Source organism: Isoptericola nanjingensis (assembly GCF_050311635.1).
Classification (GTDB): domain Bacteria; phylum Actinomycetota; class Actinomycetes; order Actinomycetales; family Cellulomonadaceae; genus Isoptericola; species Isoptericola nanjingensis.
This window is the reverse complement of record NZ_JBNOZL010000003.1, coordinates 258436-280662: the sequence shown is the minus strand read 5'-3', so window position 1 is coordinate 280662 and position 22227 is coordinate 258436. Positions and strand designations below refer to the sequence as shown.

The 22227-nt window shown below is 76.3% G+C and carries 18 protein-coding genes, 1 pseudogene and 1 riboswitch; of the genes and pseudogenes, 12 read left to right on the top strand and 7 right to left on the bottom strand.

Annotated features, from left to right (window positions below; translation table 11 throughout):
• Nucleotide 1 precedes the first annotated feature (1 nt).
• The 4 genes and pseudogenes from ACQP6G_RS06770 to ACQP6G_RS06755 all read left to right on the top strand — a co-directional run bounded on the left by ACQP6G_RS06770 (nt 2) and on the right by ACQP6G_RS06755 (nt 3444).
• On the top strand, nt 2-1348 hold the full coding sequence (locus ACQP6G_RS06770) for a DUF58 domain-containing protein (protein ID WP_429763473.1): 1347 nt from the start codon (nt 2-4) through the stop codon (nt 1346-1348).
• Nucleotides 1345-1932 (top strand): hypothetical protein, encoded by a 588-nt coding sequence (locus ACQP6G_RS06765; protein ID WP_429763472.1) that lies wholly within the window; start codon nt 1345-1347, stop codon nt 1930-1932. The genes ACQP6G_RS06770 and ACQP6G_RS06765 overlap by 4 nt, the downstream gene beginning before the upstream one ends.
• Nucleotides 1933-1974: 42 nt before the next feature.
• Nucleotides 1975-2541, top strand: a pseudogene (locus ACQP6G_RS06760) (Dps family protein); the annotation flags it as partial.
• Between the two features lie 204 nt (nt 2542-2745).
• Nucleotides 2746-3444 (top strand): GNAT family N-acetyltransferase, encoded by a 699-nt coding sequence (locus ACQP6G_RS06755; RefSeq protein ID WP_429763791.1) that lies wholly within the window; start codon nt 2746-2748, stop codon nt 3442-3444.
• 118 nt (nt 3445-3562) lie between these two features.
• Here ACQP6G_RS06755 and ACQP6G_RS06750 read toward each other — a convergent pair whose 3' ends face one another.
• Nucleotides 3563-4279 (bottom strand): tyrosine-type recombinase/integrase, encoded by a 717-nt coding sequence (locus tag ACQP6G_RS06750; protein WP_429763471.1) that lies wholly within the window; start codon nt 4277-4279, stop codon nt 3563-3565.
• 77 nt (nt 4280-4356) lie between these two features.
• Here ACQP6G_RS06750 and ACQP6G_RS06745 point away from each other — a divergent pair, with 77 nt between their 5' ends.
• Nucleotides 4357-5061 carry an IMPACT family protein gene (locus ACQP6G_RS06745; protein WP_429763470.1) on the top strand — a complete coding sequence of 235 codons (705 nt, stop codon included), beginning with the start codon at nt 4357-4359 and terminating at the stop codon, nt 5059-5061.
• 98 nt (nt 5062-5159) lie between these two features.
• Here ACQP6G_RS06745 and ACQP6G_RS06740 read toward each other — a convergent pair whose 3' ends face one another.
• The 3 genes from ACQP6G_RS06740 to ACQP6G_RS06730 all read right to left on the bottom strand — a co-directional run bounded on the left by ACQP6G_RS06740 (nt 5160) and on the right by ACQP6G_RS06730 (nt 8354).
• Nucleotides 5160-6575 carry a UTP--glucose-1-phosphate uridylyltransferase gene (locus tag ACQP6G_RS06740; RefSeq protein WP_429763469.1) on the bottom strand — a complete coding sequence of 472 codons (1416 nt, stop codon included), beginning with the start codon at nt 6573-6575 and terminating at the stop codon, nt 5160-5162.
• A gap of 85 nt (nt 6576-6660) precedes the next feature.
• Nucleotides 6661-7281, bottom strand: a complete 621-nt coding sequence (locus tag ACQP6G_RS06735; RefSeq protein ID WP_429763468.1) for an L-threonylcarbamoyladenylate synthase — start codon at nt 7279-7281, stop codon at nt 6661-6663.
• 65 nt (nt 7282-7346) lie between these two features.
• Nucleotides 7347-8354, bottom strand: coding sequence for a threonine ammonia-lyase (locus ACQP6G_RS06730; RefSeq protein WP_429763467.1), 1008 nt, complete (start codon nt 8352-8354; stop codon nt 7347-7349).
• A gap of 94 nt (nt 8355-8448) precedes the next feature.
• Between ACQP6G_RS06730 and ACQP6G_RS06725 the strand changes: the two genes are divergently transcribed.
• The 3 genes from ACQP6G_RS06725 (at nt 8449) to ACQP6G_RS06715 (ending at nt 12171) form a co-directional block, all read left to right on the top strand.
• On the top strand, nt 8449-9408 hold the full coding sequence (locus tag ACQP6G_RS06725) for a LysR family transcriptional regulator (protein ID WP_429763466.1): 960 nt from the start codon (nt 8449-8451) through the stop codon (nt 9406-9408).
• Between the two features lie 9 nt (nt 9409-9417).
• Nucleotides 9418-10914 (top strand): lipase maturation factor family protein, encoded by a 1497-nt coding sequence (locus tag ACQP6G_RS06720; RefSeq protein WP_429763465.1) that lies wholly within the window; start codon nt 9418-9420, stop codon nt 10912-10914.
• A gap of 195 nt (nt 10915-11109) precedes the next feature.
• On the top strand, nt 11110-12171 hold the full coding sequence (locus ACQP6G_RS06715) for a pectinesterase family protein (RefSeq protein ID WP_429763464.1): 1062 nt from the start codon (nt 11110-11112) through the stop codon (nt 12169-12171).
• A 144-nt stretch (nt 12172-12315) separates the two neighbouring features.
• Here the strand turns inward: ACQP6G_RS06715 and ACQP6G_RS06710 are convergent, their stop codons facing one another.
• The 3 genes from ACQP6G_RS06710 to ACQP6G_RS06700 form a co-directional block, all read right to left on the bottom strand.
• Nucleotides 12316-14181, bottom strand: a complete 1866-nt coding sequence (locus ACQP6G_RS06710) for an ABC transporter ATP-binding protein (protein WP_429763463.1) — start codon at nt 14179-14181, stop codon at nt 12316-12318.
• Nucleotides 14178-16277, bottom strand: coding sequence for an ABC transporter ATP-binding protein (locus ACQP6G_RS06705; protein WP_429763462.1), 2100 nt, complete (start codon nt 16275-16277; stop codon nt 14178-14180). The genes ACQP6G_RS06710 and ACQP6G_RS06705 overlap by 4 nt, the downstream gene beginning before the upstream one ends.
• 152 nt (nt 16278-16429) lie before the next feature.
• A complete protein-coding gene (locus tag ACQP6G_RS06700; protein WP_429763461.1) occupies nt 16430-18139 on the bottom strand; it encodes a bifunctional hydroxymethylpyrimidine kinase/phosphomethylpyrimidine kinase in 1710 nt (569 codons plus the stop codon).
• Nucleotides 18130-18260, bottom strand: a riboswitch (TPP riboswitch). (Overlaps the previous gene by 10 nt.)
• Before the next feature lie 134 nt (nt 18261-18394).
• On the opposite strand from ACQP6G_RS06700, the gene ACQP6G_RS06695 reads away from it, so the two are divergent.
• The 4 genes from ACQP6G_RS06695 to ACQP6G_RS06680 all read left to right on the top strand — a co-directional run bounded on the left by ACQP6G_RS06695 (nt 18395) and on the right by ACQP6G_RS06680 (nt 22191).
• Nucleotides 18395-19048 carry a hypothetical protein gene (locus ACQP6G_RS06695; RefSeq protein WP_429763460.1) on the top strand — a complete coding sequence of 218 codons (654 nt, stop codon included), beginning with the start codon at nt 18395-18397 and terminating at the stop codon, nt 19046-19048.
• Nucleotides 19049-19137: 89 nt separating this feature from the next.
• A complete protein-coding gene (locus ACQP6G_RS06690) occupies nt 19138-19938 on the top strand; it encodes a YcnI family copper-binding membrane protein (RefSeq protein ID WP_429763459.1) in 801 nt (266 codons plus the stop codon).
• Nucleotides 19935-20582 (top strand): copper resistance CopC family protein, encoded by a 648-nt coding sequence (locus tag ACQP6G_RS06685; RefSeq protein ID WP_429763458.1) that lies wholly within the window; start codon nt 19935-19937, stop codon nt 20580-20582. Before ACQP6G_RS06690 ends, ACQP6G_RS06685 begins: the two co-directional genes overlap by 4 nt.
• Nucleotides 20583-20739: 157 nt before the next feature.
• A complete protein-coding gene (locus tag ACQP6G_RS06680; protein WP_429763457.1) occupies nt 20740-22191 on the top strand; it encodes a coiled-coil domain-containing protein in 1452 nt (483 codons plus the stop codon).
• Nucleotides 22192-22227 lie beyond the last annotated feature (36 nt).

The window sequence follows — 22227 nt, the reverse complement described above, 5'->3', positions numbered from 1 at the left end:
CATGAGCGGGCCCACCACCACGAGGGCGGCCGCGGCCGTCTGGCGACGCAGCCCTCAGGCCGCCGCCGGGCTCGGCACCGGGGTGCTCGTGCTCGGCCTGGGACTGCTGGCGGGCCGGGCCGACGTCGCCCTGCTCGGCGTGGCCCCGCTCCTCGGCGCGCTGTGGGCCGGCCGACCCGGGTCATGGCGCTCGGGCGCACCGCGACGGGGCACCGGTGCCGTGATCGTCCCGACCTCGGCCGCCGCCGCGCCCGGGGAGCTCACCGCCGTCCTGCGCCTCGACCCGGCACCCGGGACGGAGCTGGTGCACGCGCGGGTCTCCGCGCCCGGGCACCGCACGGCCGGGGTCGTGGTCGCCGCCGGCCCGCGGGACCTGTCCCTCACCCTGAGCACCGTGCGCACCGGCCCGCAGCGCACCTTCCACGTCGACGCACGCGGCTACGGCGCCGGCGGAGCGAGGACCGAGGACCCCGTCTCCGTCACCGCGCCCGACCGGCTCGTGCTCCCCACGGCGATGCCGCTCGGTCGCGTGCCCGTGCCCCGCCGCCTGCGAGGGCTCACCGGTCCGCACACCTCCCGGCGGCTCGGCGACGGCGACGAGCTGCGCGACGTGCACCCCTTCGCGCCCGGCGACCGGCTGCGTCGCATCGACTGGCACACCAGCGCGCGGCGCTCGCCCGACCTGTCCACCCTGTACGTCCGGCGCACCTACGCCACGGCCGAGGCGACCGCGGTGCTCGTCGTCGACTCGCGCGACGACGTCGGCCCCGACCTGCGCACCTGGCGCGGCACCGGCCCGCAGCGCGTCGACGAGCCGACGTCCCTCGACCTCGCCCGGCACGCCGCCGCGTCCGTGGCCGGCGCGCTCGTCGCCGCCGGCGACCGCGTCGGGGTGGACGACCTCGGCCGGCGCCGTCGCCCGCTCCTGCCCGCCGCGGGCCGCCGACAGCTGCGCCGCGTCCTGCACGCGCTCGCACTGAGCAGCCCGGTCGGGTCCCCCGCCCGGCGGCTGCGCGCGCCGCAGGTCCCCGCGGATGCCGTCGTGTACCTGTTCAGCACCGCGCTCGACGACGAGCCGCTCGCGCTCGTGCGGGCGTGGCGCGCCGTCGGGCACCCCGTCGTCCTGGTCGACACGCTGCCCGACGTCCGGGGGGCGCACGAGGAGCACATGCGGCTCGCGTGGCGGGTCACCCGGGCCGAGCGGGACGACCGGCTGCGCCGCATGGCGGCCGAGGGCGTGCCGATCGTGCGCTGGGCAGGCGACGCCCGCCAGGACGCCGCCCTCCGCTTCGAGGCCCTGGTCCGCGCCGACGAGCGCCACCGGCGGGGCGCGGTGGGGGCGCGATGAGACGCTCCCTGCCCGCCCGGGTCCGGGCCTGGTGGCGGTCGCGGTACGAGACGGGGCGCCCGCTGCCCGTGGTCGGCGTCGAGCTGGGACGCCGGCTGCCCGGCGTGGTGCTCCGGGTCGCCTTCGTCGTCGCCGTGGCCGCCCTCGTGGTCGCGGCGGGCGCGCGGACGGACCTGATCGCCGAGGTGGTCGTCCTTCTCGCAGGCGTCGTCACCGTCTGGGCCGCGGTCCGCCCGGGACCGGCCCCCGCGCACGTCGCCCTCGTGACGGCGGCCCTCGAGCTGCTCGGCTCCGGCGCCGCGCCGTTCGACCCGGCCGTGCTGTGGCTCGCCCCGCTCGGGTACGTCGTGACGCGCCTCGGGTGGTGGGCGTCGCACGTGACCGCGACGGACCGCGTGGAGCTCGCGGCGCTGCGGCACGGCCTGGCGCGCGACGGCGTCGTCGTCGCGGCCGCGCTCGCCGTCGGGGGCGCGGCGTGGGCGCTGGCGGGGCGCCAGGTGTCCTGGCTCGTGGCCCTCGGGGTCGTGGCTCTCGCCGCGCTCGCGTGGATCGCCGTCCGGCGTGACGATGACGAGGCGCGCTGACCTCCCGGCCGCGCCGACCCCGACGAGGACGGAGACCTCCCGATGGCTGACCGCAACACCCCGCGCTACACGGTGCCCTCGCTCACGCCGCAGCAGGGCGCGAAGGTGGCCGCCATCCTGCAGGAGCGGCTGAACTCCCTGACCGACCTCCACCTGACCCTCAAGCACGTGCACTGGAACGTGGTGGGTCCGCACTTCATCGCGGTGCACGAGATGCTCGACCCGCAGGTCGACGCCGTGCGCGCCATGACCGACGCCATCGCTGAGCGCATCGCGACGCTCGGCACCTCGCCCGTCGGCACCCCCGGCGCGCTCGTCGCCGCCCGCACCTGGGACGACTACTCGCTCCGCCGTGCGTCCGCGATCGAGCACCTCGGCGCGCTCGACGAGGTCTACGAGGGCGTGATCACCGCGCACCGGAAGGCGGCGAAGGACACCGAGTCGCTCGACGACGTGACGAACGACCTCCTCATCGGTCATCTGCACGAGCTCGAGCTGTTCCACTGGTTCGTCCGCGCCCACCTGGAGAGCGCCGGCGGCGAACTCTCGACCGCGGGTGCCACCACGGAGAAGGGCGCCGCGCAGAAGGCGGCAGCCGGCGCCCGGGCGACCTCGACCCGCAGCGCGGGCGCGAAGGCCGCACCGAAGACGGCGCCGAAGACCGCATCGAAGGCGCCGGCGAAGACGGCAGCGGCCAGGACGTCGTCCGCCAAGACCACGACCGCGCGGAAGAAGAAGTAGGCGCAGCACCCGCCGCGTGCCCGTCCCCGCAGGGGTGTCGTCCGCTCCGGTGGACGACACCCCTGCGGCATGATGACCCCCGTGATCCGCCTCTACCGCGACACCGACCGGGCCGCCGTCGCCGAGATCTGCGTCCGCACCGCCGCCGCCGGCTCCGACGCCCGCGGCCTCTACTCCGACGACCTCCTCATGCCCGAGGTGTTCGCGCTCCCGTACCTGGAGTACGCGCCCGAGCTCGCGTTCGTCGTCGTGCGCCCCGACGAGGAGCCGGCGCGCGACGCCGCCCCCGCAGACCCCGCGGACGACGTCCTGCGCGTCGACGACGGCCGCCTCACCGGGTACGTCATCGGCGTCGCCGACACCCGCGACTTCGTGGCGTGGTGGGAGCGGGCCTGGGGCCCCGGGTTCGCCGAGCGCCACCCGGGGGCCGGCGCCTCGCCGTCCGGGCGCCAGCCCGGGTTCTCGGAGGCCGCCCTGCTCGACGCCGGGAAGGACCCCGGCCGCATGGTGCGCGGCATCACCGCCGGCGAGCTCGACCGGTACCCCGTGCACCTGCACATCGACCTGCTGCCCGAGAACCAGGGTCGCGGGCTCGGTCGCGCGCTCATGGACACGCTGCGCGCGGCGCTCGCCGCGCGCGGGGTGCCCGGCGTGCACCTCGGCATGGACCCGAGCAACACCCGCGCCCGCGCGTTCTACGACCGGTACGGCTTCCAGGAGCTGCCGTCGCACTCCCCCGGTACGCCGCTGCTGGGCATCGCCACCGCCTGACGCACGGCCCGCGTCCTCGCGCCCACGGGCCGGCCTCGTACGCCGCGGGGCCGGCCCGCTCGCCCCTGCCCCGTGAGGTCTTCGCGGCCGCATCTCCTGTTTCGAGACGCCTGGCACACTATTTTTCAGAAGAGTCCGTGGATTCCGGAGGGTCCGAGGCCGGCGCCAGGTCCCGACCGAGGTCCGGCACGCCCGCGTCCACCCACGCCCGACGCACCTGCTCGAACCGCGTGGGCAGCGGCGCCCGCACCGCCCCGTAGCGCGCGTTGGTGCGATGGACGAAGCGCCGCCAGGACAGCACCAGCCCCTGCCGCGTGATCGGCAGCCCGCTGGAGACCGTCGTGCCGTGGTCGTGCGTGTGGTGCACCGTGAGCAGCAGTGCGCGCGGCACGGAGCCCTCGAGCTCGGCGGCCAGCTCCTCACGCACCACCATCCAGTGCCGCAGCAGCAGCACCACCTCCGGCGGCAGGCGGTGCTCCCGGAGGGTCCGGTGCTTGCCGTGCCGCAGCAGCACCCTCCCCTCCCCCGGGTCCCGCGTACCCCCGACCCGCCCGCGACGCGCGGCGGCGTCCGGCTCCGGACCCAGGTCGAGGTCCTCCGCCCGCACGCGCAACAGGTCGCCGTAGCGCGCCCCGGTCGCCCGCGTCAGCCCGGCGATCACGGCCAGGCGCACGACCTCCGGCTTCCCGCCCGGGCGCAGCGCCTCCACGGACAGCTCGCGCCACACCCACTCCGCCTCGTCCAGCGTGACCGTCGGCCGTGGGTACCTGGCGACCGGCGTGGCGTCGGCGCCGTCAGCCTCTGGGGCGGGGGGCTCCCCCGTGCTCTGGGTCATGGGCCCATCCTGGCGCTTGGCACACTTTTTCTTCGGAGGGGCGCTCGGCGTGTCGGCGGGCGTCGTAGCCTCGTGCGGTGAGCCGAACCGCCAGCCCCGCCCCCACGACGCCGCAGGGTGGGCCCCGGGGCGGGCTCCCCGGCACGCTCGCCGCCCCCGTCGACCACGAGCTCGTGGTGAAGAAGTCGCGCTTCCTCGCGCACCTGGCCCCTGCGCCGTCGGTCGAGGCGGCGGACGCCGTCGTCGCCCGCCTCCGCAAGGAGCACTGGGACGCCCGCCACCACTGCCTGGCGCTGGTCGTCGGCACGCACGCCGACCAGCAGCGCTCCTCGGACGACGGCGAGCCCTCCGGCACCGCGGGCGTGCCCATGCTGGAGGTGCTGCGCCGCCGCGAGCTCACTGACGTCGTGGCGGTCGTGACGCGGTACTTCGGCGGCGTCCTGCTCGGCGCCGGCGGCCTGGTGCGCGCCTACTCCGGCGCCGTCGCCGAGGCCCTGGACGTCGCCGCGGCCGACGGGCTGCTACGCCGGCGCGAGGTGCTCACGGAGGTCACCGTCGACGTGCCGCACGCCGACGCCGGCCGCGTCGACCACCTGCTGCGCGACTGGGCGCAGTCCCACGACGCCGTCCTCGAGGAGCCGACGTACGCCGCCGTCGCCCGACTGGCGCTGCTCGTGCCGCCGGCCCAGCTCCCCCACCTGCGCGACGACCTGGCCGCGGCGTCCGCCGGCACGCTCACACCCGTCCCCGGCGCCGACCGCGTCGTCGACCTGCCGAGATAGAGAACCCGGACCCGCGAGATAGAGAGGCCGGGACGGCACCGCAGGTGGTGGCGTCTCGGGTTCTCTATCTCGCGGGTCCGGGTTCTCTATCTCGGCGGTCAGGGCTGGACGCCGTCCGCGGTGACGGTCGCGCCGTCGGGCACGGTGGCGGCCTCACCGGCGTCGGCGAGCACCGCGTCGCCCTCGGCGCGCACGCGGGCGCCGAAGGTCCAGTCCCCCTCGACCGTGAGCGACGACGCCGCCCGCAGCGACGGCGCGCCCTGGGCGAACCGCGCGTCGAAGCCTGCGATCTGCTTGTAGGTCGTCGAGAGCTTCACCAGCGGCGCGTCGACCTGGGCGACAAGCCGGTAGTCGTCGGTGAGCTCGTAGACGTCCGAGCGCATGAGCAGCAGGTCGCTCGTCGTCTTCACCGGCAGGAACCGCTCGCGCCCCACCTCGATCGCCGTCGCCCCCTCGAAGACGGCCACGGCCGCGCCCATCGCGGACTCGATCTGGACGACGGCGGGCGACGACGCGTCCGTCGGGTCCACGGTCTTCTCGTTCCGGATCAGCGGGAGCTCGAGCACCCCGCCGGTGCGGTCGAGCTCGGCCGCGAGCGCCTCGAGGTCGAACCACAGGTTGTTCGTGTGGAAGTAGCGGTGCACCGTCGGGTCGAGCGAGATGTCGACGTCGTCGGGGTGCGTCTGCGCCGTCTCGCGCTGCACGATGCGGCCGTCGCTCTTGCGCACGACGAGCTGGCCGCCCTTGACGTCGGCGGGCGACTTGAGGCACATCTCGGCGGCGTACGGAGCCCCGGACGCCGCGAACCAGGCGGCGATCGCGCCGTCGGGGGCGGCGCCGAGGTTGTCGGAGTTGGAGACGTTGGCGTAGCGGAAGCCCGCGTCCAGGAGCGCGCGCACGACGCCGGACGCGTGCAGGGCCGGGTAGAGGTCGCCGTGCCCGGGCGGGCACCACTCCAGGGTGGGGTCGGCGGGCCACTCGACGGGCTCGAGGGTGTCGGCGCGCAGTTTGGGCTCGCGGTTCTGGAGGAAGTCCAGCGGGAGGCCGTCGACGGCGATGTCGTCGTAGGGCGCGAGCGCGGCGAGGGTGTCGTCGCGGGTGCGGAACGAGTTCATCAGCACGAGCGGCAGGCGGGCGCCCGTCGCCTCCCGGGCGGCGCGCACCTGGCGGACGATGACGTCGAGGAAGGTGAGCACTCCGCCCTCCTCGCCCCGTGCGTCGTCACGCACCGTGAGCAGCGACTTCGCCTTGTCCATGCCCATGGACGTGCCGAGCCCGCCGTTGAGCTTGATGATCGCGGTCCGCGCGAGGGCGGCCTGGGCGTCGGCGTCAGGGACCGCGAGGTCGGCGTGCCGCGGCAGGTCGGTCAGGGGGTCGACGTCGGCCTCGCGCACGAGCCCGGTCTCCCCCGACTCCAGCAGGTGGTAGAAGCGGGTGAAGGTCTCGATCGCGGCGGGGGCGACGCCCTCCGCCTGCATCTTGGATCGGGCCAGGGCAAGTCCGCGGTCGCTCATGGGCAGCACCCTAACCGCGCCCGGGGAGGCCTGCGGGGAGCGTCCGGCCGCCCGGGACGCCTGCCCGGGGTCGGTGCTCGGACCCTTACTCGAAACGGGACGGGTCGCCGGCCCCGACGCGGACGACGTCGGAGTATCCCTCGGACCAGTCGACGACGGTCGTGGGCTCGGCCAGGACCTCGCCCGCGTCGACGACCGCGTCGACCACGTGGTCGAGCTCCTCCTTGACCTGCCAGCCGTCGGTGAGGGGCTGCTCGGCCCCCGGCAGGATGAGGGTCGACGACAGCAGCGGCTCACCCAGCTCGCGCAGCAGCGCCTGCACCACCCGGGAGTCGGGGATGCGCACGCCGATGGTCTTCTTCTTGGGGTGCGCGAGTCGCCGCGGGACCTCCGGCGTGGCCGGCAGGATGAAGGTGTAGGGCCCCGGGGTGGCCGCCTTGATGGCGCGGAAGGCGCTGTTGTCGAGGCGCACGAGCTGGCCGAGCTGGGCGAAGTCCGCGCACACGAGGGTGAAGTGGTGACCGGCGTCCAGGTGCCGGATCTGGCGGATCCGCTCCGTGCCGTCGTGCTGGCCGACGCGGCAGCCGAGGGCGTACCCGGAGTCGGTCGGGTAGGCGATGAGGCCCCCGTCGTTCAGCAGCGCGACGACCTGGCCGATCGCCCGGGGCTGCGGGTCGACGGGGTGGACGTCGAAGTAGCGGGCCATGCCGGGCAGCGTATCCCCGGGCCGTGCCACCCCACCCGGTGAGCGGTCGCCGCGCGGCGGTCGGGTCAGGCCGCCAGGGCGCGGCGGAGCTCGGTCTCGCTGGCGTTGCCCCCGGAGCAGACGACGCCGACGCGTCGCCCGGCGAACGCGGCGGGGTGGCTGAGGACGGCGGCGAGGGCCGCGGCGCCGGCGCCCTCGGCAACGGTCCGCGCGCCGGTGAGGTAGTGGCGCTGCGCGGCGGCGATGGCGTCGTCGTCCACGAGCAGGAAGTCCGCCAGCCTCTCGCGGAGCACGGCCTGGGTGAGGGCGAACCCGCACCCGACGGCGAGCCCCTCCGCGCGGGTGGCGTTGGCGGCGGTGCGCAGCTCGCCCGCGCGCCAGGAGTCGTGGGCGGCCGGCGACGCCGCGGCCTGCACGGCGACCACCCGCAGCCCCGGGGCGAGCGCGCTCGCGACGAGACAGGCAGCTGCGGCGCCGGAGCCCCCGCCGACGGGGACGACGAGCACCTCGAGGTCCGGCGCCTGCTCCAGGAGCTCGAGCGTCGCGGTGGCCACGCCGGCGACGAGGACCGGCTCGTTCGCCGCGCCCACGAGACGTGCCCCGGTGGCGGCGGCCACCTCGCCGGCGTGGGCCCGGGCGTCGTCGAAGGTCGCCCCGTGCAGCACGACGTCGGCGCCGAGGTCGCGCACGGCCCGCTCCTTCAGGGGGTTCGGGCGGTCGGGCATGACGATCGTGCAGGCCGTGCCGGTGCGGCGGGCGGCATGGGCCAGCGCCTGGGCGTGGTTCCCCGTGGAGTAGGCGACGATGCCGCGCCGGCGCTCGTCGTCGTCGAACCCGAGCAGGAGGTTCAGCGCCCCGCGCACCTTGAACGCGCCCGTGTGCTGCAGGTTCTCGTGCTTGACGACGAGGCTCGCTCCGGCGGCGCCGGCCGACGCGGCGGCGCGGTCGAGCTCCGGGTGGGCCAGGGCGGGCGTGCGGACGACGAGCCCCTCGATCCGCCGGGCGGCGGCCAGCACGTCGCGCATCGTCGGCGGCGCGGGCACCGCGTGGGCAGGCTGCGGAGTCGTCGTCATCACAGCAGGATCGCCCCGTGTCGATCGATAGGTCCAATGCCTGTTCTGACTGTCCGTCATCGATACGGCCGATGATTGGTCGTAGGCTGGCGCCGTGTCCGTCGAACCCGCTCCCCCGCCCCACCTCGACCTCACGCGCCTGCGCGTCCTGGCCGCCGTCGCGCGCACCGGGTCCGTGACCGCGGCGGCGCGCGAGCTGCACTACGCCCAGCCGTCGGTGAGCCACCACCTGGCGCGGCTCGAGGCGGAGGCGGGGATCGCCCTGCTGCAGCGCGCGGGCCGCGGCGTCCGCCTCACCGAGGCAGGCCGCCTCCTCGCCGCACGCGCGGAGGAGATCCTCGGCCGCGTGGAGGGCGCACGGCGCGAGCTCGACGCCCTGGTCGGCCTCCGCGCCGGCCGCGCCCGGCTCGCCGCGTTCCCCTCCGCGCTCGCGACCCTGGTGCCCGCCGCCGTCGCCGGGCTGCGGGCCGCGCACCCCGGGCTGGGGGTCGGCCTGGTCGAGGCCGAGCCCCCGGAGGCGATCGCCGCGCTCCAGGCCGGCGACGTCGACGTCGCCCTCGTCTTCCGGCACACCGACGCCCCGAACGCCCGGCCCGGCGCGGACCTGTCGCGGTTCGAGGTGACCGTCGTGCACTCCGAGCCCATCGCCCTCGTCCGGCGGACCACCGACGCGACCCCCGACGGACCGGACGCGTCGAGCCGCTCCGGCGACGTCCCGCCGCCGCTGGCCGACCTGCGCGACGCCGCCTGGATCGCGGGGTGCGAGCGGTGCCGCGCCGACCTGGTCGCGCGCTGCGCCACCGCCGGGTTCGCCCCTCGCATCGCGTTCGAGACCGACGACTACGTGGCCGTGCAGGCGCTCGTCGCGTCCGGCGCGGGGGTGAGCCTGCTGCCGTCGCTCGCGTTGCGGGCGCACCGGAACCCGGACGTCGTGGCGCAGCCCCTGCCCGGCGCCACCCGCGAGGTGCTCGCGCTCACCGTCGGCGCGCCGACCCCGGCGGCGCACGCCCTCGTGCAGCGGCTGGTGGAGGCGGGTGACGCCGCCCGCGACTAGCGTGGAGGCGTGCCTGAGCAGCTGGGACGGCAGCTGGAACAGCTCGGTGGCTGGTGGGCCACCGCCGACTACGACGTCGCCCGCGAGGTGCTGCAGCGCGGCGTCGGCGCGCTGCTGTGCCTGGCCTTCCTCCAGGCCCTGGGCCAGTTCCGCCCCCTGCTCGGGGACCGCGGGCTGCTGCCGGTGCGGCGGTTCACGGCGCGGGTGCGGTTCCGCGACGCGCCGTCGCTGTTCCACCTGCACTACTCCGACCGCCTGCTGGTCGTGGTGGGGGTGCTCGGGGCCGCAGGGGGCGCCGCCGTGGTCGTAGGGCTGCCGCAGGCCGGGCCGTGGTGGGTCACGACCGTCGTCCTGCTCGCGCTGTGGGCGGGCTGCCTCTCGCTCGTCTCGGTCGGCCAGCGCTTCTACGCGTTCGGGTGGGAGACGCTGCTGTGCGAGCTGGCGTTCCTGGCCGCCTGGTTCGGCTCCCCCGCCGTGCCCGTGCCGATCCTGCTCGCGCTCGCCGCCCGCTGGCTGCTGTTCCGGCTGGAGCTGGGCGCGGGCCTCATCAAGTGGCGCGGCGACCCCGCGTGGCGCGACCTCACCGCCATGGACCACCACCACGAGTCGCAGCCGATGCCCGGCCCGTTCAGCTGGCACGCGCACCACCTGCCGCGCTGGTGGCACCGCACGGAGGTGGTCGGCAACCACGTCACCCAGCTGCTCGTGCCGTGGCTGCTCTGGCTGCCGCAGCCGTTGCCGAGCGTCGCGGGCGGCGTCGTCGTCGTGACCCAGGGCTGGCTGGTGCTCACCGGCAACTTCGCGTGGCTGAACTGGGCGGCGATCGTGCTCGGCGCGGCCATGGTGTCCGACGACGCGTGGCGCGCGCTCCTCGGCGGCCTCGCCCCGGACCCGGCCGCCGGCCCGGGGACCGCGGTAGCCCCGGGACCGACCGGCTACCTGGTCGCCGTCACGGTCGTCGTCGCGCTCCTCGCGGCGCTGTCGGTGCGCCCCGCCGTCAACCTCGCCTCGTCGCACCAGAGGATGAACGCGAGCTTCGAGCCGCTGCGGCTGGTGAACGCGTACGGGGCGTTCGGGAGCGTGACGCGGCGCCGCGACGAGGTGATCGTCGAGGGCACGCTCGCCGACGAGCCCGGGCCCGACGACTGGCGGGAGTACGGGTTCCGCGGCAAGCCCGGGGACGTGGGCCGGCGCCCGCCCCAGGTCGCCCCGTACCACCTGCGCCTGGACTGGGTGCTGTGGTTCGTGCCGCTCGGTGCGCCCGCACCATGGCTCCCGACGCTGTGCCGGCGGCTGCTCGAGGCGGACCGGGCGACGCTCCGCCTGCTGCGCCACGACCCGTTCGACGGCGCCAAACCGCGCTGGGTGCGGATGCGGCTGTTCCGCTACCGCTACACGACGCCGGAGGAGCGGCGACGCTCCGGCGACTGGTGGGTGCGGCGTGAGCTCGAGGTGCTCGTCGACCCGGTGGACCTCGCCCTCTTGTCCCGGCTGCGGCGGTCGTGACACGATGCCGAGCGACGGGGAACCGGTTTCTCAGCGCTCGGTCCCCGGCGTACCCCTCGCACCGCGGGTCGACGGCGACCCGCCCGAGCCCCGGAGGCGACGTTGCCCGCACCGCACGAGAGCTCCCACCCGTCCCCTGCCGACCGTCCCGCCTCGGACCCCACGTCCGCGCCCCGCACCGTCCGACGCCGGTCGGTGCTGGCCCTGCCCGGGGCGCTGGCCCTGGGCGCCGTGCTCGCCTCGGCCACGCCCGCGTCCGCGGGCGGCCGCGGCCCGCGCCCGGCCGCGGCGACGCGGATCGTCGTGGCCGCTGACGGCACGGGCGACGCGACCACGCTCCAGCAGGCCGTGGACCTCGCGCCGGCCGGGTCGGCCGAGCGGGTCGAGATCCTCGTGCGACCCGGCCGGTACCACGGCCGTGTCGACGTCGGGTCGGACAAGGTGAACCTGACGGTCGTCGGGTCGACGGGCGACCCCGAGGACGTCGTCTTCACCGACGACCGGGCCGCCGGGACCCCGAAGCCCGGCGGCGGGACCTGGGGCACGACCGGCAGCGCGTCGGTCACGGTGTCCGGTGCCGGCTTCGAGGCCCGGCACGTCACCTTCGAGAACGCGTTCGACGAGGCCGCCCACCCGGACCTGCCCGGCCACCAGGCGGTCGCCGTCAAGACCCGTGCCGACCGCGTCGCGTTCGACCACTGCCGCTTCCTCGGCAACCAGGACACCCTCTACCTGGACACGCCCAGCGCCGACGTGCCCGCCCGCGTCTACGTCACGAACAGCTGGATCGAGGGCGACGTCGACTTCGTGTTCGGGCGCGCGACCGCCGTCATCGAGGACTCCACCATCAAGGCGCTGCGCCGCGACAGCACGCCGTCGGGGTACGTGTTCGCACCGAGCACCTCCTCGGGGTTCGCCCACGGCTTCCTCGTCACCGGGACCCGGTTCCTCACCAACGCCGGCGCCGGCACGTACTACCTCGGCCGCCCGTGGCACCCGAGCAGCAACCCCGACACCGACCCCCGCGTCGTCGTCCGCGACTCCTGGCTGGGCGTGCACCTGCGGCGCGACGACGTGTGGACCACCATGTCCGGCTTCGACTGGGTCCCGGGCAGCAACGCCGAGCACGCCAACACGGGCCCGGGCGCCCTCACCGGCCCCGGGCGCCCGCAGCTCACCGCCGCGCAGGCCGCCGCGCACACGCGTGAGACCTACCTCTCCGGCGACGACGGGTGGTCGCCGAGTCACGCCCGCTGAAGCCTCCGTACTACCTCGCCGCAGGCTGGACTACCTCGCCGCGATGAGTACTACCTCGCGGGAATCCGTACTACCTCGGCCGAACGGGCGTCCCTCACGGCCGCAACCCGTCCCCCAGCCACGGACAGCAACCACGTCGCAGGACTACACCAGCGAGTCCTGCCACGCCGCGTTGAGGGCCGCATAGTGCCCGTCCCCCGCCGCCAGCTCGTCGGGCGTGCCGTCCTCGATCACCCGGCCGTGCTCCATGACGAGCACGCGGTCGGCGATCGCGACGGTCGACAGCCGGTGCGCGATGATGATCGCCGTCCGGTCGGCCAGCAGGGTCTGCAGGCCGTGCTGCACGAGCCGCTCGCCCGGGATGTCGAGGGACGACGTCGCCTCGTCGAGCACCAGCACCGCCGGGTCGGCGAGGAACGCCCGCGCGAAGGAGAGCAGCTGCCGCTGCCCCGCCGAGACGCGGCCGCCGCGCTTGTTGACGTCGGTGTCGTACCCGTCGGGCATGTCCATGATGAACTCGTGCGCCCCGACCGCCCGTGCGGCGGCCTCGATGTCCGCCTGGGGGGCGCCGGGCCGCCCGAGCGCGATGTTCTCGCGCACGGACCCGCTGAACAGGTAGGCCTCCTGGGTGACCATGACCACGGCGCGCCGCAGGTCCGTCGTCGACAGGTCGCGCACGTCGACGCCGTCGAGCAGCACGCGGCCCTCGCTCGCGTCGTAGAACCGGGTCACGAGCTTGGCGAGCGTGGACTTGCCCGCGCCCGTCGTGCCGACCAGCGCGACCGTCTGCCCCGCCGGGAGCGTGAGGTCGAGGTCGGGCAGCACGACCGGGCCGTCGCCGTAGCGGAACGTGACGTGGTCCAGCCGCAGGGCGCCGCGCGCGTGCGGCAGCGCCACGGGGCGGCGCGGCTCGACGACCGTCGGCTCCTCGGCCAGCAGGCCCGAGACCTTCTCCAGCGCCGCCGTGGCGGACTGGAAGGAGTTGTAGAAGTTCCCGAGCTGCTGGATCGGCTGGAAGAACCGCTTCACGTACAGCAGGGCCGCCACCAGCACGCCGACGTCCAGCCCCCCGGAGTAGACCCGCCAGCCGCCGATCGCGAGCGCGATCGCGACCGCGACGTTCCCGATGAGCACGAGGCCCGGCTGGTAGCGGCCGTTGAGCCCCATGGTGTTGAGGTTGGCGTCGCGGTACTGCTCGCTGAGCCGGCCGTACTCCGCCTCCGTGGTCGACTCCCGGCGGAACGCCTGCACGGCGCGCATCCCCGTCATCGTCTCGACGAACTTCACGATGAGCCGCGCGGACGTGGTGCGCTGCTCGCGGTAGAACACCTGCGAGCGCTTCTGGAACCACCGGGTGAGCAGCCAGGCCGGCACGAGGGCCACCGCGAGCACGAGGCCCGAGCGCCAGTCGAGCAGGAACAGGCTCAGCCCGGTGAAGACCATGAGCATGAGCGAGGAGACGACGCCGGTGAGCCCGCCGTCGAGCAGCTCGCGCAGCGCCTCGAGGTCGGACGTCTGGCGGCTGATGATGCGGCCGGACGTGTACGACTCGTGGAACTCCAGGCTCAGCAGCTGCGTGTGCCGGAAGACCCGACGGCGCAGGTCGAGCAGCACCCCCTGGGCGATGCGCGCGGCCTGGCGGACGTAGGCCCCGGCGCACAGGCCGCCGACGACGGCGGCGACCAGGTAGACGGAGCCGACCAGCACGAGGGTGCCCACGTCGCCGTCCATGAGGTCGGGCACCGCGGAGTCGATGGCGAGGGACACGAGCCACGGGCCCGCCACCTGGCCGAGCGTCGACACCACGACCAGGAGGCCCGCGACGGCGAGGGCCCCGCGGCGCGGCCTCAGCAGCGCGCCCAGCAGGCGCAGCGACCGGGACCTGACGTCGCGGGACGCCTCGGCGTCGAGCCGGGTGGCATCGTCCGCGCTGGCGTCGGTGGGGCGACGGCGCTCGTCCGGCCCGGACGTCGCGGGCCGGGGCGATTCCGGCGTGCTGGGGCGGCTCACCGCTGGACCTCCTTCTCGTCGTGCCCGGTCCGGGCCTGCTCGGGGTGTTGCTGCTCGGCCTGGGCGCGGTCGGGCTCTTCCCGGCCTGGGTGCTCGGCGCACTCCTCCCAGTCCTGCTCCAGGCTGGAGATGACGTGCCGGTAGTGGGCGTCGGTGGCGAGCAGGTCGCGGTGGGTGCCCACGGCCGTGATCCGGCCGTCCTGCAGCACGGCGACCCGGTCCGCGAGCGCCACGGTGGACGGCCGGTGCGCGATGACGAGGCTGGTCGTGCCGTCGAGGACGTCGCGCAGGCGCGTGGTGACGGCCTCTTCGGTGGCGACGTCGAGCGCGGACAGCGGGTCGTCGAGCACGAGCACGGCGGGGTGTGCCGCGATGGCCCGGGCGAGCGCCAGCCGCTGCCGCTGCCCGCCGGACAGGGACAGCCCTTCCTCCCCGATGCGGGTCTCGACGCCCTGCGGCAGGTCGGCGACGAAGCCCGCCTGCGCCACCTCGAGCGCCTCGTGCAGGCGCCGCTCGCGCTCCTCCTCCGGCACGGCGTCGGGGCCGGCCTCCGGGACGCCGAGCAGCACGTTGTCCCGCACCGACGCGGAGAACAGCGTGGGGTCCTCGAACGCGACCGCGACGGCGCGGCGCACGTCGTGCCGTCGCAGGCGCCGCACGTCCACGCCGTCGAGCAGCACCTCGCCGCCGGTGACGTCGAAGATGCGCGGCACCACCATCGCGAGGGTGGACTTGCCCGAGCCGGTGAGGCCGACGAGCGCCGTCGTCGTGCCGACGGGGAGCTCGAGGTCGACGTGCGCGAGGACCGGGCGCGCCGCGTCCTCGTAGCGGAACGTGACGTCGCGGAGCTCGACGTGGCCTCGCGCCGGGCCGGGCTCGGCGGGGTCGGCCGGGTCGGCCAGCGGGTTCGGGGTCTCCATCACCTCGAAGAAGCGGTCGACGGCGGTGCGCGCGTTGAGCGTCATCGACAGGGTCATCCCGAGGTCGACCACGGGGCCGTTGATCACGGCCGTCGTCAGGAAGAAGGCGACGAGGCCGCCGACGGTGATCTGCCCCTGGGCGGCGAGCACCGTGCCGAGCACGAGGCAGACGGCCAGCGTGACCTCGGGGATGAGCTGCAGCGACGTGGTGACGGTGGCCTGGTTCCCCGCCTTGCGGATCTCCGTGCGACGCAGCTCCTCCGCCTGGTCGGTGAACGAGTCGAGGGCGTCGCGCCCGCGGCCGAACGCCTTGAGCACGCGGATGCCGTGCACGGACTCCTCGACCGTGGTGGCGAGGTCGCCCGACTGGTCCTGCGACAGGCGTGCGATGACGCGGTACCGCCGCGAGAAGCGGAACGCGATGACCGTCACCGGGATCGCGCCCGCGAGGTACACGAGGCCGAGCCAGCCGGCGGTGGCCAGCAGGATGCCCACGCCGACCACGATCGTCACGATGCTGACGACGAGCTGCAGGACGCCGAAGACCAGCCAGCGGCGCAGCAGGCCGAGGTCGCCCATGATCCGGCTCAGCAGCTGCCCGCCGGGCCACCGGTCGTGGAACGCGACGGGCAGGTCCTGCAGGTGGCGGAACAGCGCCATCCGCAGCTCTGCCTCGACCCGCGTGCCGGGGTACATCACGAGGTTGCGGCGCAGCAGGACGAACCCGGCCTCCGCGATCCCCAGCACGAGCACGAGGAGCACCGGCACCACGAGGGCGCCGAGGTCGTGGGCGGCGGCGCCCTCCGCGAGGGGGCCCTCGACGAGGGCCTGCAGCACGCGGGGGATCGCCAGCGCGGCGAGGCTCGCGCCGAGCGCCGAGAAGAGGCCGCCGACCATGCGCGGCAACGCGGGCCGGACGTATGGGTAGAGCCGGCGCACGGACGCGAACGTGGAGAGCTCGGAGCCCGCGGGGGCGACGGCCGCCGCGGGGACGACGGCGGCCGCGGGGGCGGCGCCCGGCCGGCCGGGCGGGCCCTCGGCGCGACCCGGCGGTGTGCCGGGCGCGGCGGGACGGCGGGGAGCGGAGGAGGCGGGGCTCCTCCTGGGACTTTCGGAGGGATCGGCGCGGCGTGCGCCTCGGCTGCGGCTGCGCGAAGTGCGCTTCGTGTCGGGCATCACATCCATTCTGTCACTCGCCTCCGACACGCTTGCCCCGATCACGCGGTGGGTCCCAGAACCGGGACACCGCTTACCGCCGCGTGATCCCGCCGTCCGGCAGGACGGCGGGGCCCGCGACCGGCCCCACGACGGGGCCGGCGAGGCTGCGGTCAGCCCACCGCGACGCGGTCGGCGGGGCGCCCGTCGACGTCCTCGGCCGCGCCTTCCGTGCCCGCTGTGCCGGGGAGGCCCGTCTGGTCGAAGAACGCCAGCTCGTGCTCGCACGCCGCGCGGAACGCCGCCGCCATCCGGTCCCGGGTGGACGCGTCGGACGCCGCGGCGGCGCGGCGCAGGATCGCGACGGCCTCCCGCGTCGCGCCCGCGAACGCGTCGTCCGCGTAGGTGCCCAGCCACGCCGCGTACGGGTGGCCCGCGTGGTTGCGGGCGGCCAGCCGCTCCCCCACGTCCTGGTAGATCCAGTAGCAGGGCAGGACGGCGGCCACGAGGGTCGCGTAGTCGTCGCCGGCCGCGCGCAGGTGGTCGAGGTAGGCGGCCGTCGTGGCGCTGGCGGGCACGTCCTGCGGCTCCCCGCCCAGCCAGCGCGTGTGGAGGTCGAGCTCCGTCACCAGGGCGCCGTGCGCGCCACCGGCCCAGAACGCCTGCTCGGCCCGCGTGGGCGCGAGCTCGCTCGCCCGCGCGAGGCAGCGCGCGTAGTCGCGCAGGTAGAGCGCGTCCTGCTCCAGATAGGTGCGGAAGTGGTCGGGGTCGAGGGTCCCGTCGCCCAGCGACCGGACGAACGCCAGGTCGTCGATCGCGGCACGCACGTCCGCGGCGTCGTCCCACCACCGGGCGACGACGTCCTCCGCGCCCGCACCGGCCGCACGGGCCGCACGGGACGGCGCCTGGGGTTCCGCGCCGCCCGCGCGCAGCCCCACCAGGTGGTCGACGGGGCCGTTCCCGCCGCCGACGCGCAGGGCCTCCCCCGCCCGGATCGCCCTGGTCAGCCAGGCCTTCGTGCCGCGCAGCGCCTCCGCCCAGTCGCCCGTGCGCGCGTACCGGGCGGCCAGCCCGCTGGACAGCGAGCAGCCGGTGCCGTGGGTGGAGGTGCTGGTCAGGCGCGGGCCGGGGAGCTCCACGAGCACGCCCTGCGGGCCGACGAGGGCGTCCGGGGCGCCCTCCTCCCTCGCGTCCGGACGCGCGAGCAGGTGGCCGCCCTTCGCCACCACCAGGACCCCGTGCCGGGCGGCCAGCCGTCGCGCCTGCTCGAGGGCGGCGGGCCAGTCCGCGGCGGGGGGCTCCTGCGCGAGGACCGCGAGCTCGGGCAGGTTCGGCGTCACGACGTCCACCCGGCCGAGCAGGTCCCGCACGGCGTCCTCGGCCGCCGGGTCGAGCAGCCGGTCCCCGCTGGTCGCCACCATGACCGGGTCCAGGACGACGGCGGGGCGCGCGGTCGTGCCCGACCGGTCGGACGTGGCGTGCGACAGCGCGTCGAGCCACGCGGCCACCGCCCGGGCCACCGGGGCCGAGGCGAGCATCCCGATCTTCACGGCGTCGACGGTCACGTCGTCGGTGACGGCGTCGAGCTGCGCGGCGAGGAACGCGGCGGGCGGCAGGTGCACGTCGCGCACGCCGCGGGTGTTCTGCACGGTCAGAGCCGTGACGGCGGCCATCCCGTAGCCGCCCGCGGCCGCGATCGACTTGAGGTCGGCCTGGACGCCCGCGCCCCCGGACGGGTCGGACCCGGCGACCGCCAGGACGCGGGGCCGGCTGCCCGTCCGGAGCGCCCTCGTCGGCGACGAGACGGGAGCGGGGGCGGCGTGAGCAGGGGTGGTGCTGCCGGCGCGGCCGGCGGAGCTGTCTTCAGGTGCGCGCGCACTCATGTCGACATCCCTTCGCTAGTACGAGCTAGATCAGGTTCGACGGGTGTGTTCTCAGCGCCCGCCGGCCGGCCGTGACGAAGTCGCGGCGATGACCGGTCGGGACGCACCCCGTGTCGTGGCGCCCACCGTAGCCCAGGTCGGCACCGGCGGGTCCGGCGTCCCGCGCGGGTGCGTCGTTCCTGGCTCCGCCGTCGTCCGGGCGGCCGCCCGGGGCGAAACTGCAGGTCCCGGCCGACGCCGCGGTAGGGTGCGGGGGTGCCCGTGGTCGTCCGTCGTGTGCGCGAGCTCCTCGTCGCCGGCACGACGCTCAGCATCGCGGCCGCCGCCCACCTGCTGGCCGGCGGCGCGCTCCCCGGGGCACCCCTCGCCTGGCTCGTCGTCGCGGCGCTCACGGCGCCGCTCGCGGTGTGGACCGCGCGCCGCAGGCTGACCCTCCAGCGCCTCCTGCCGGCGATGGTCGCGCTGCAGCTCGTCCAGCACACGACGTTGTCCGTGCTCGGCGCGGCGGGCACGGGCGCTCCCTCGGCACCGCTCCCGACCCCGGGCACCACCCTGGACGGGCACGCGCTCCACGCCATGGGCCCGGGCTCCCTCGCGCCCGCGACGGGCGGCGGGCTGCTGCATCACGCGGGCGACGCCGGGACGACGTCCTGGATGCTCGCCGCGCACGCCGCCGCGGTGCTGCTCACCGCCCTGCTGCTCGCGGCGGGCGACCGGGCGGCCCTCACCGTCGTCGGGCACCTGCGGCACGTCGCGCTCCTCGTGCAGGAGCCGCCGGTGCTGCCGGTGGTCCGCGAGCCCGCCGTCGTCGTCGGGCGCACCTGGCGCCCCCACCCGGCCCGCGTCCGCCGGCGCACGCCCCCACGAGGACCCCCGCTGCTCCCGGGCGCCCTCGCGCGCGCCGCCTGACCCTGCCCTGGTCCGTCGTCGGACGGGGGCGGGTCCCTCGCCGTCCCACGACCGCCTGACACACCTGACAGCCAGGAGCAGAAGAACCCATGTCCAGGACCACCCCTGTCATCACCCGTGCCCTCCGCCCGCGCCGCCTCGTCGGCGCGGCCGCGCTCGCCCTCCCCGCCCTCGTGCTCGGCGCGACCGCCGCGTCCGCGCACGTGACCGTGACCCCCGACGCGGCCGAGGCCGGGTCGTACGCCACCCTCACCTTCAAGGTCCCGAACGAGTCCGCCGAAGCGTCGACCACCGCGGTGCAGGTCGACCTGCCCACCGACACCCCCTTCACCAGCGTGTCCGTCGAGCCCGTGCCGGGCTGGACCGCGAAGGTCACCCAGGCGCCCCTGCCCGAGCCCGTCGAGGTGCACGGCACCACCGTCACCGAGGCGCCGGCGAGCATCGAGTGGACCGCCGACGACGCCGACGCCGGCATCGCGCCGGGCGAGTTCCTCCGGTTCACCGTGTCGGCCGGCGCGGTCCCGGACGGCGTGGAGGAGATCGTCCTCCCCGCCACCCAGACCTACTCCGACGGCGAGGTCGTCGCCTGGGACCAGGAGGCGTCCGGCGACGCCGAGCCCGAGCTCCCGGCCCCCGTCCTGCAGGTCGTCCCGGCCGCCGAGGACGGCGGCCACGGCGCGGCGTCGGCGGCCGGTGCCGGCGACGCCGCCACGGACGCGCACACCGACGCGGCGGCCGAGGACGGCGGCTCCGGCACCCTCCCGCTCGCGCTCGGCGCCGCGGGCCTCGGGCTCGGGCTGGTCGGCGCCGTCACCGGCGTGACCGCCCTCGCCCGGACGCGCGCACGGGCCACCGACACGGACGGCACGGACGGCACGGAGCAGCGATGAGCGCGCCGGACGGCCGCCCCGCCGCGCGACGCGCCCTCGCCGCGGCCGGGTCCTTCGCGCTCGCCCTGGGCCTCGGCGCGGCCGGCGTCGTCGGCGCGGCGGGGCCCGCGAGCGCCCACAACGTCGTCGTCGGGACCTCGCCCGCCTCGGGGACGACCGTGACCGAGCCACCGGAGTCCGTCGACGTGACGTTCGACGACGTGGTGCTCGACCTGTCCGCCGAGGGCTCCAGCACGGTGATCACCGTGACGGACGCCGACGGCACGGACCACGCGACGGGGTGCCCCACGACGCAGGACCGCACCGTGTCCGTCCCCGTCGCGCTGGGCGAGGGCGGCGAGTACACGGTCGACTGGCGGATCGTGTCGGCCGACGGGCACCCCACCAGCGGCGAGTACTCGTTCACCTACGAGCCGCCCGCCGGGACCGAGGCGGCCCCCGCGGCGGACGCGACGCCGTGCGCCCCGGCCGGGGGCGCGGACGAGGCGTCCGACGGTGCCGCGGAGGGCGCGTCGGCCGCCGCGGACGCCGGGGGCGGCGACGCCTCCGAGCTGGTCGTGGTGCTCGGCATCGCAGGCGGCGTCGTCGTGCTCGCCGGCGCGGCGGTGCTGGTGGCGCTGCGGCTCGCCCGACGTCGCGGCTGACGCGCCGCACCCCGCGACCTGTCAGGGCCAGGGCCGGAATGACCGCCGCGCCCTGGCCCTGACGGGTCGCCGTCGTGATGCTCCCGGGCGTCCGCGTCGTCGTCGGGTCGTCGTCGGTCGTCCCCGGACCCCGCCGGAGCCGCCTACGATGCCGAGCATGGATGCGGGGCAGATCGTCGGGATCGTGACGGGCCTGGTCGTGGTGGTCGTGCTGGTCACGGCGGTGGTCTTCTGGGCGGCACGACGCCGCAGGGCGGCGCGCGGGCGGGCAGAGGACCTCGAGGCGGAGCTGCAGCGCCTCGGCCTGGAGGCGGGCTCCGCCCTGGTGCGCGCGGACGAGCGGGCCCGCCTCGCGGAGGACGAGCTCGCCTTCGCCCAGGCGGAGCTCGGCGACCGGGAGACGCGCGAGCTCGCGCCCACGCTGCGGCGGGCACGCGAGCGCCTCTCCGAGGCGTTCCACCACAACCAGCTCCTGCACGACCACGTCCCGGACACCGACCAGCAGCGCCGGGAGTGGTCGGCGCGGATCGTCGACCTGTGCCGGTCGGCCGACGCGTCCTTGGACGAGCTCGACCGCGGGCTCGCCGCCCTGCGGCAGACGGTCCGCTCGACCCCCGACGCCGTCGACCGGGTCGACGCCGAGCTGGCCCGGGTGCGCGAGGCCGTACCCGCGGCACGCGCCGACCTCGAGCGGCTGCGCGAGCAGTACGCCGAGCGGGCCCTGCTGCCCGTCGCGGACAACCCCGAGCAGGCGGAGCGCCTGCTCGAGTTCGCGGGTCGCAGCACGGCGGCGGCCCGCAAGCGCCTCACGACCCAGCAGGTCGCGGAGGCCGGTGCCGCGGCCCGCGCGGCGGAGGAGGCCGTGCGCCGCGCCGAGGGGCTGCTGCGCGCCGTCGACGACTACGAGGCCGAGGCGCTGCGCGCGGAGGCGGCGCTCGGCGCGATCGTGGCGGAGTCCCGTGCCGAGCTCGCCGTGGCGCGCGCGCTCCCGGCGGCCCAGCGGGCGGGGCGCATCGACGGCGCCGTCACCGCGCTCGAGGACGCCCTCTCGGCGCTGCCCGCCCCGGGCGACCCGGGCGACCCGGTGGGCTCCCTCACCCGCGTCCGGGAGGCCAACACCGCCCTCGACGACGCCGTGGCCGAGCGGGCGGAGCGCGACGAGCGCGCGCGCCGGGCGGCGTCGCGGCTCGGGCCCGCGCTCGACGACGCCGAGCGCCAGCTCGCGGCGGCGCGGTCCGTCGTCGACGACTACCGCGCCCCCGTGGGCCCCGACGCCCGCACGCGCCTGGCCGAGGCCGAGCGCGAGGTGGCGCAGGCCCGCGCCGCGGAGGACCCCGAGCGCGGGGTGGCCGCCGCCCGCCGGGGCGCGGCGCTCGCCGCGGAGGCCGCGACCCTGGCGCACCGCGACATCGCCCGGTCGGGCCAGGGGCAGCGCTGGGACGGCGGCTACAACGGCGGACCGGACGGGTACGGCGGGGGGTACGGCTGGCAGGGCGGCCGCCGCCCTGGCGGCCGGGGCGGCTCCGACGTCTTCGGCGCCGTCCTGGGCGGGATGGTGCTGGGCGGTATCCTCGACGACATCGGGGACATCGGGGACATCTTCGACTGACGTGGACGGCGCCGCCGGGGTACGCGCGGGGGACGA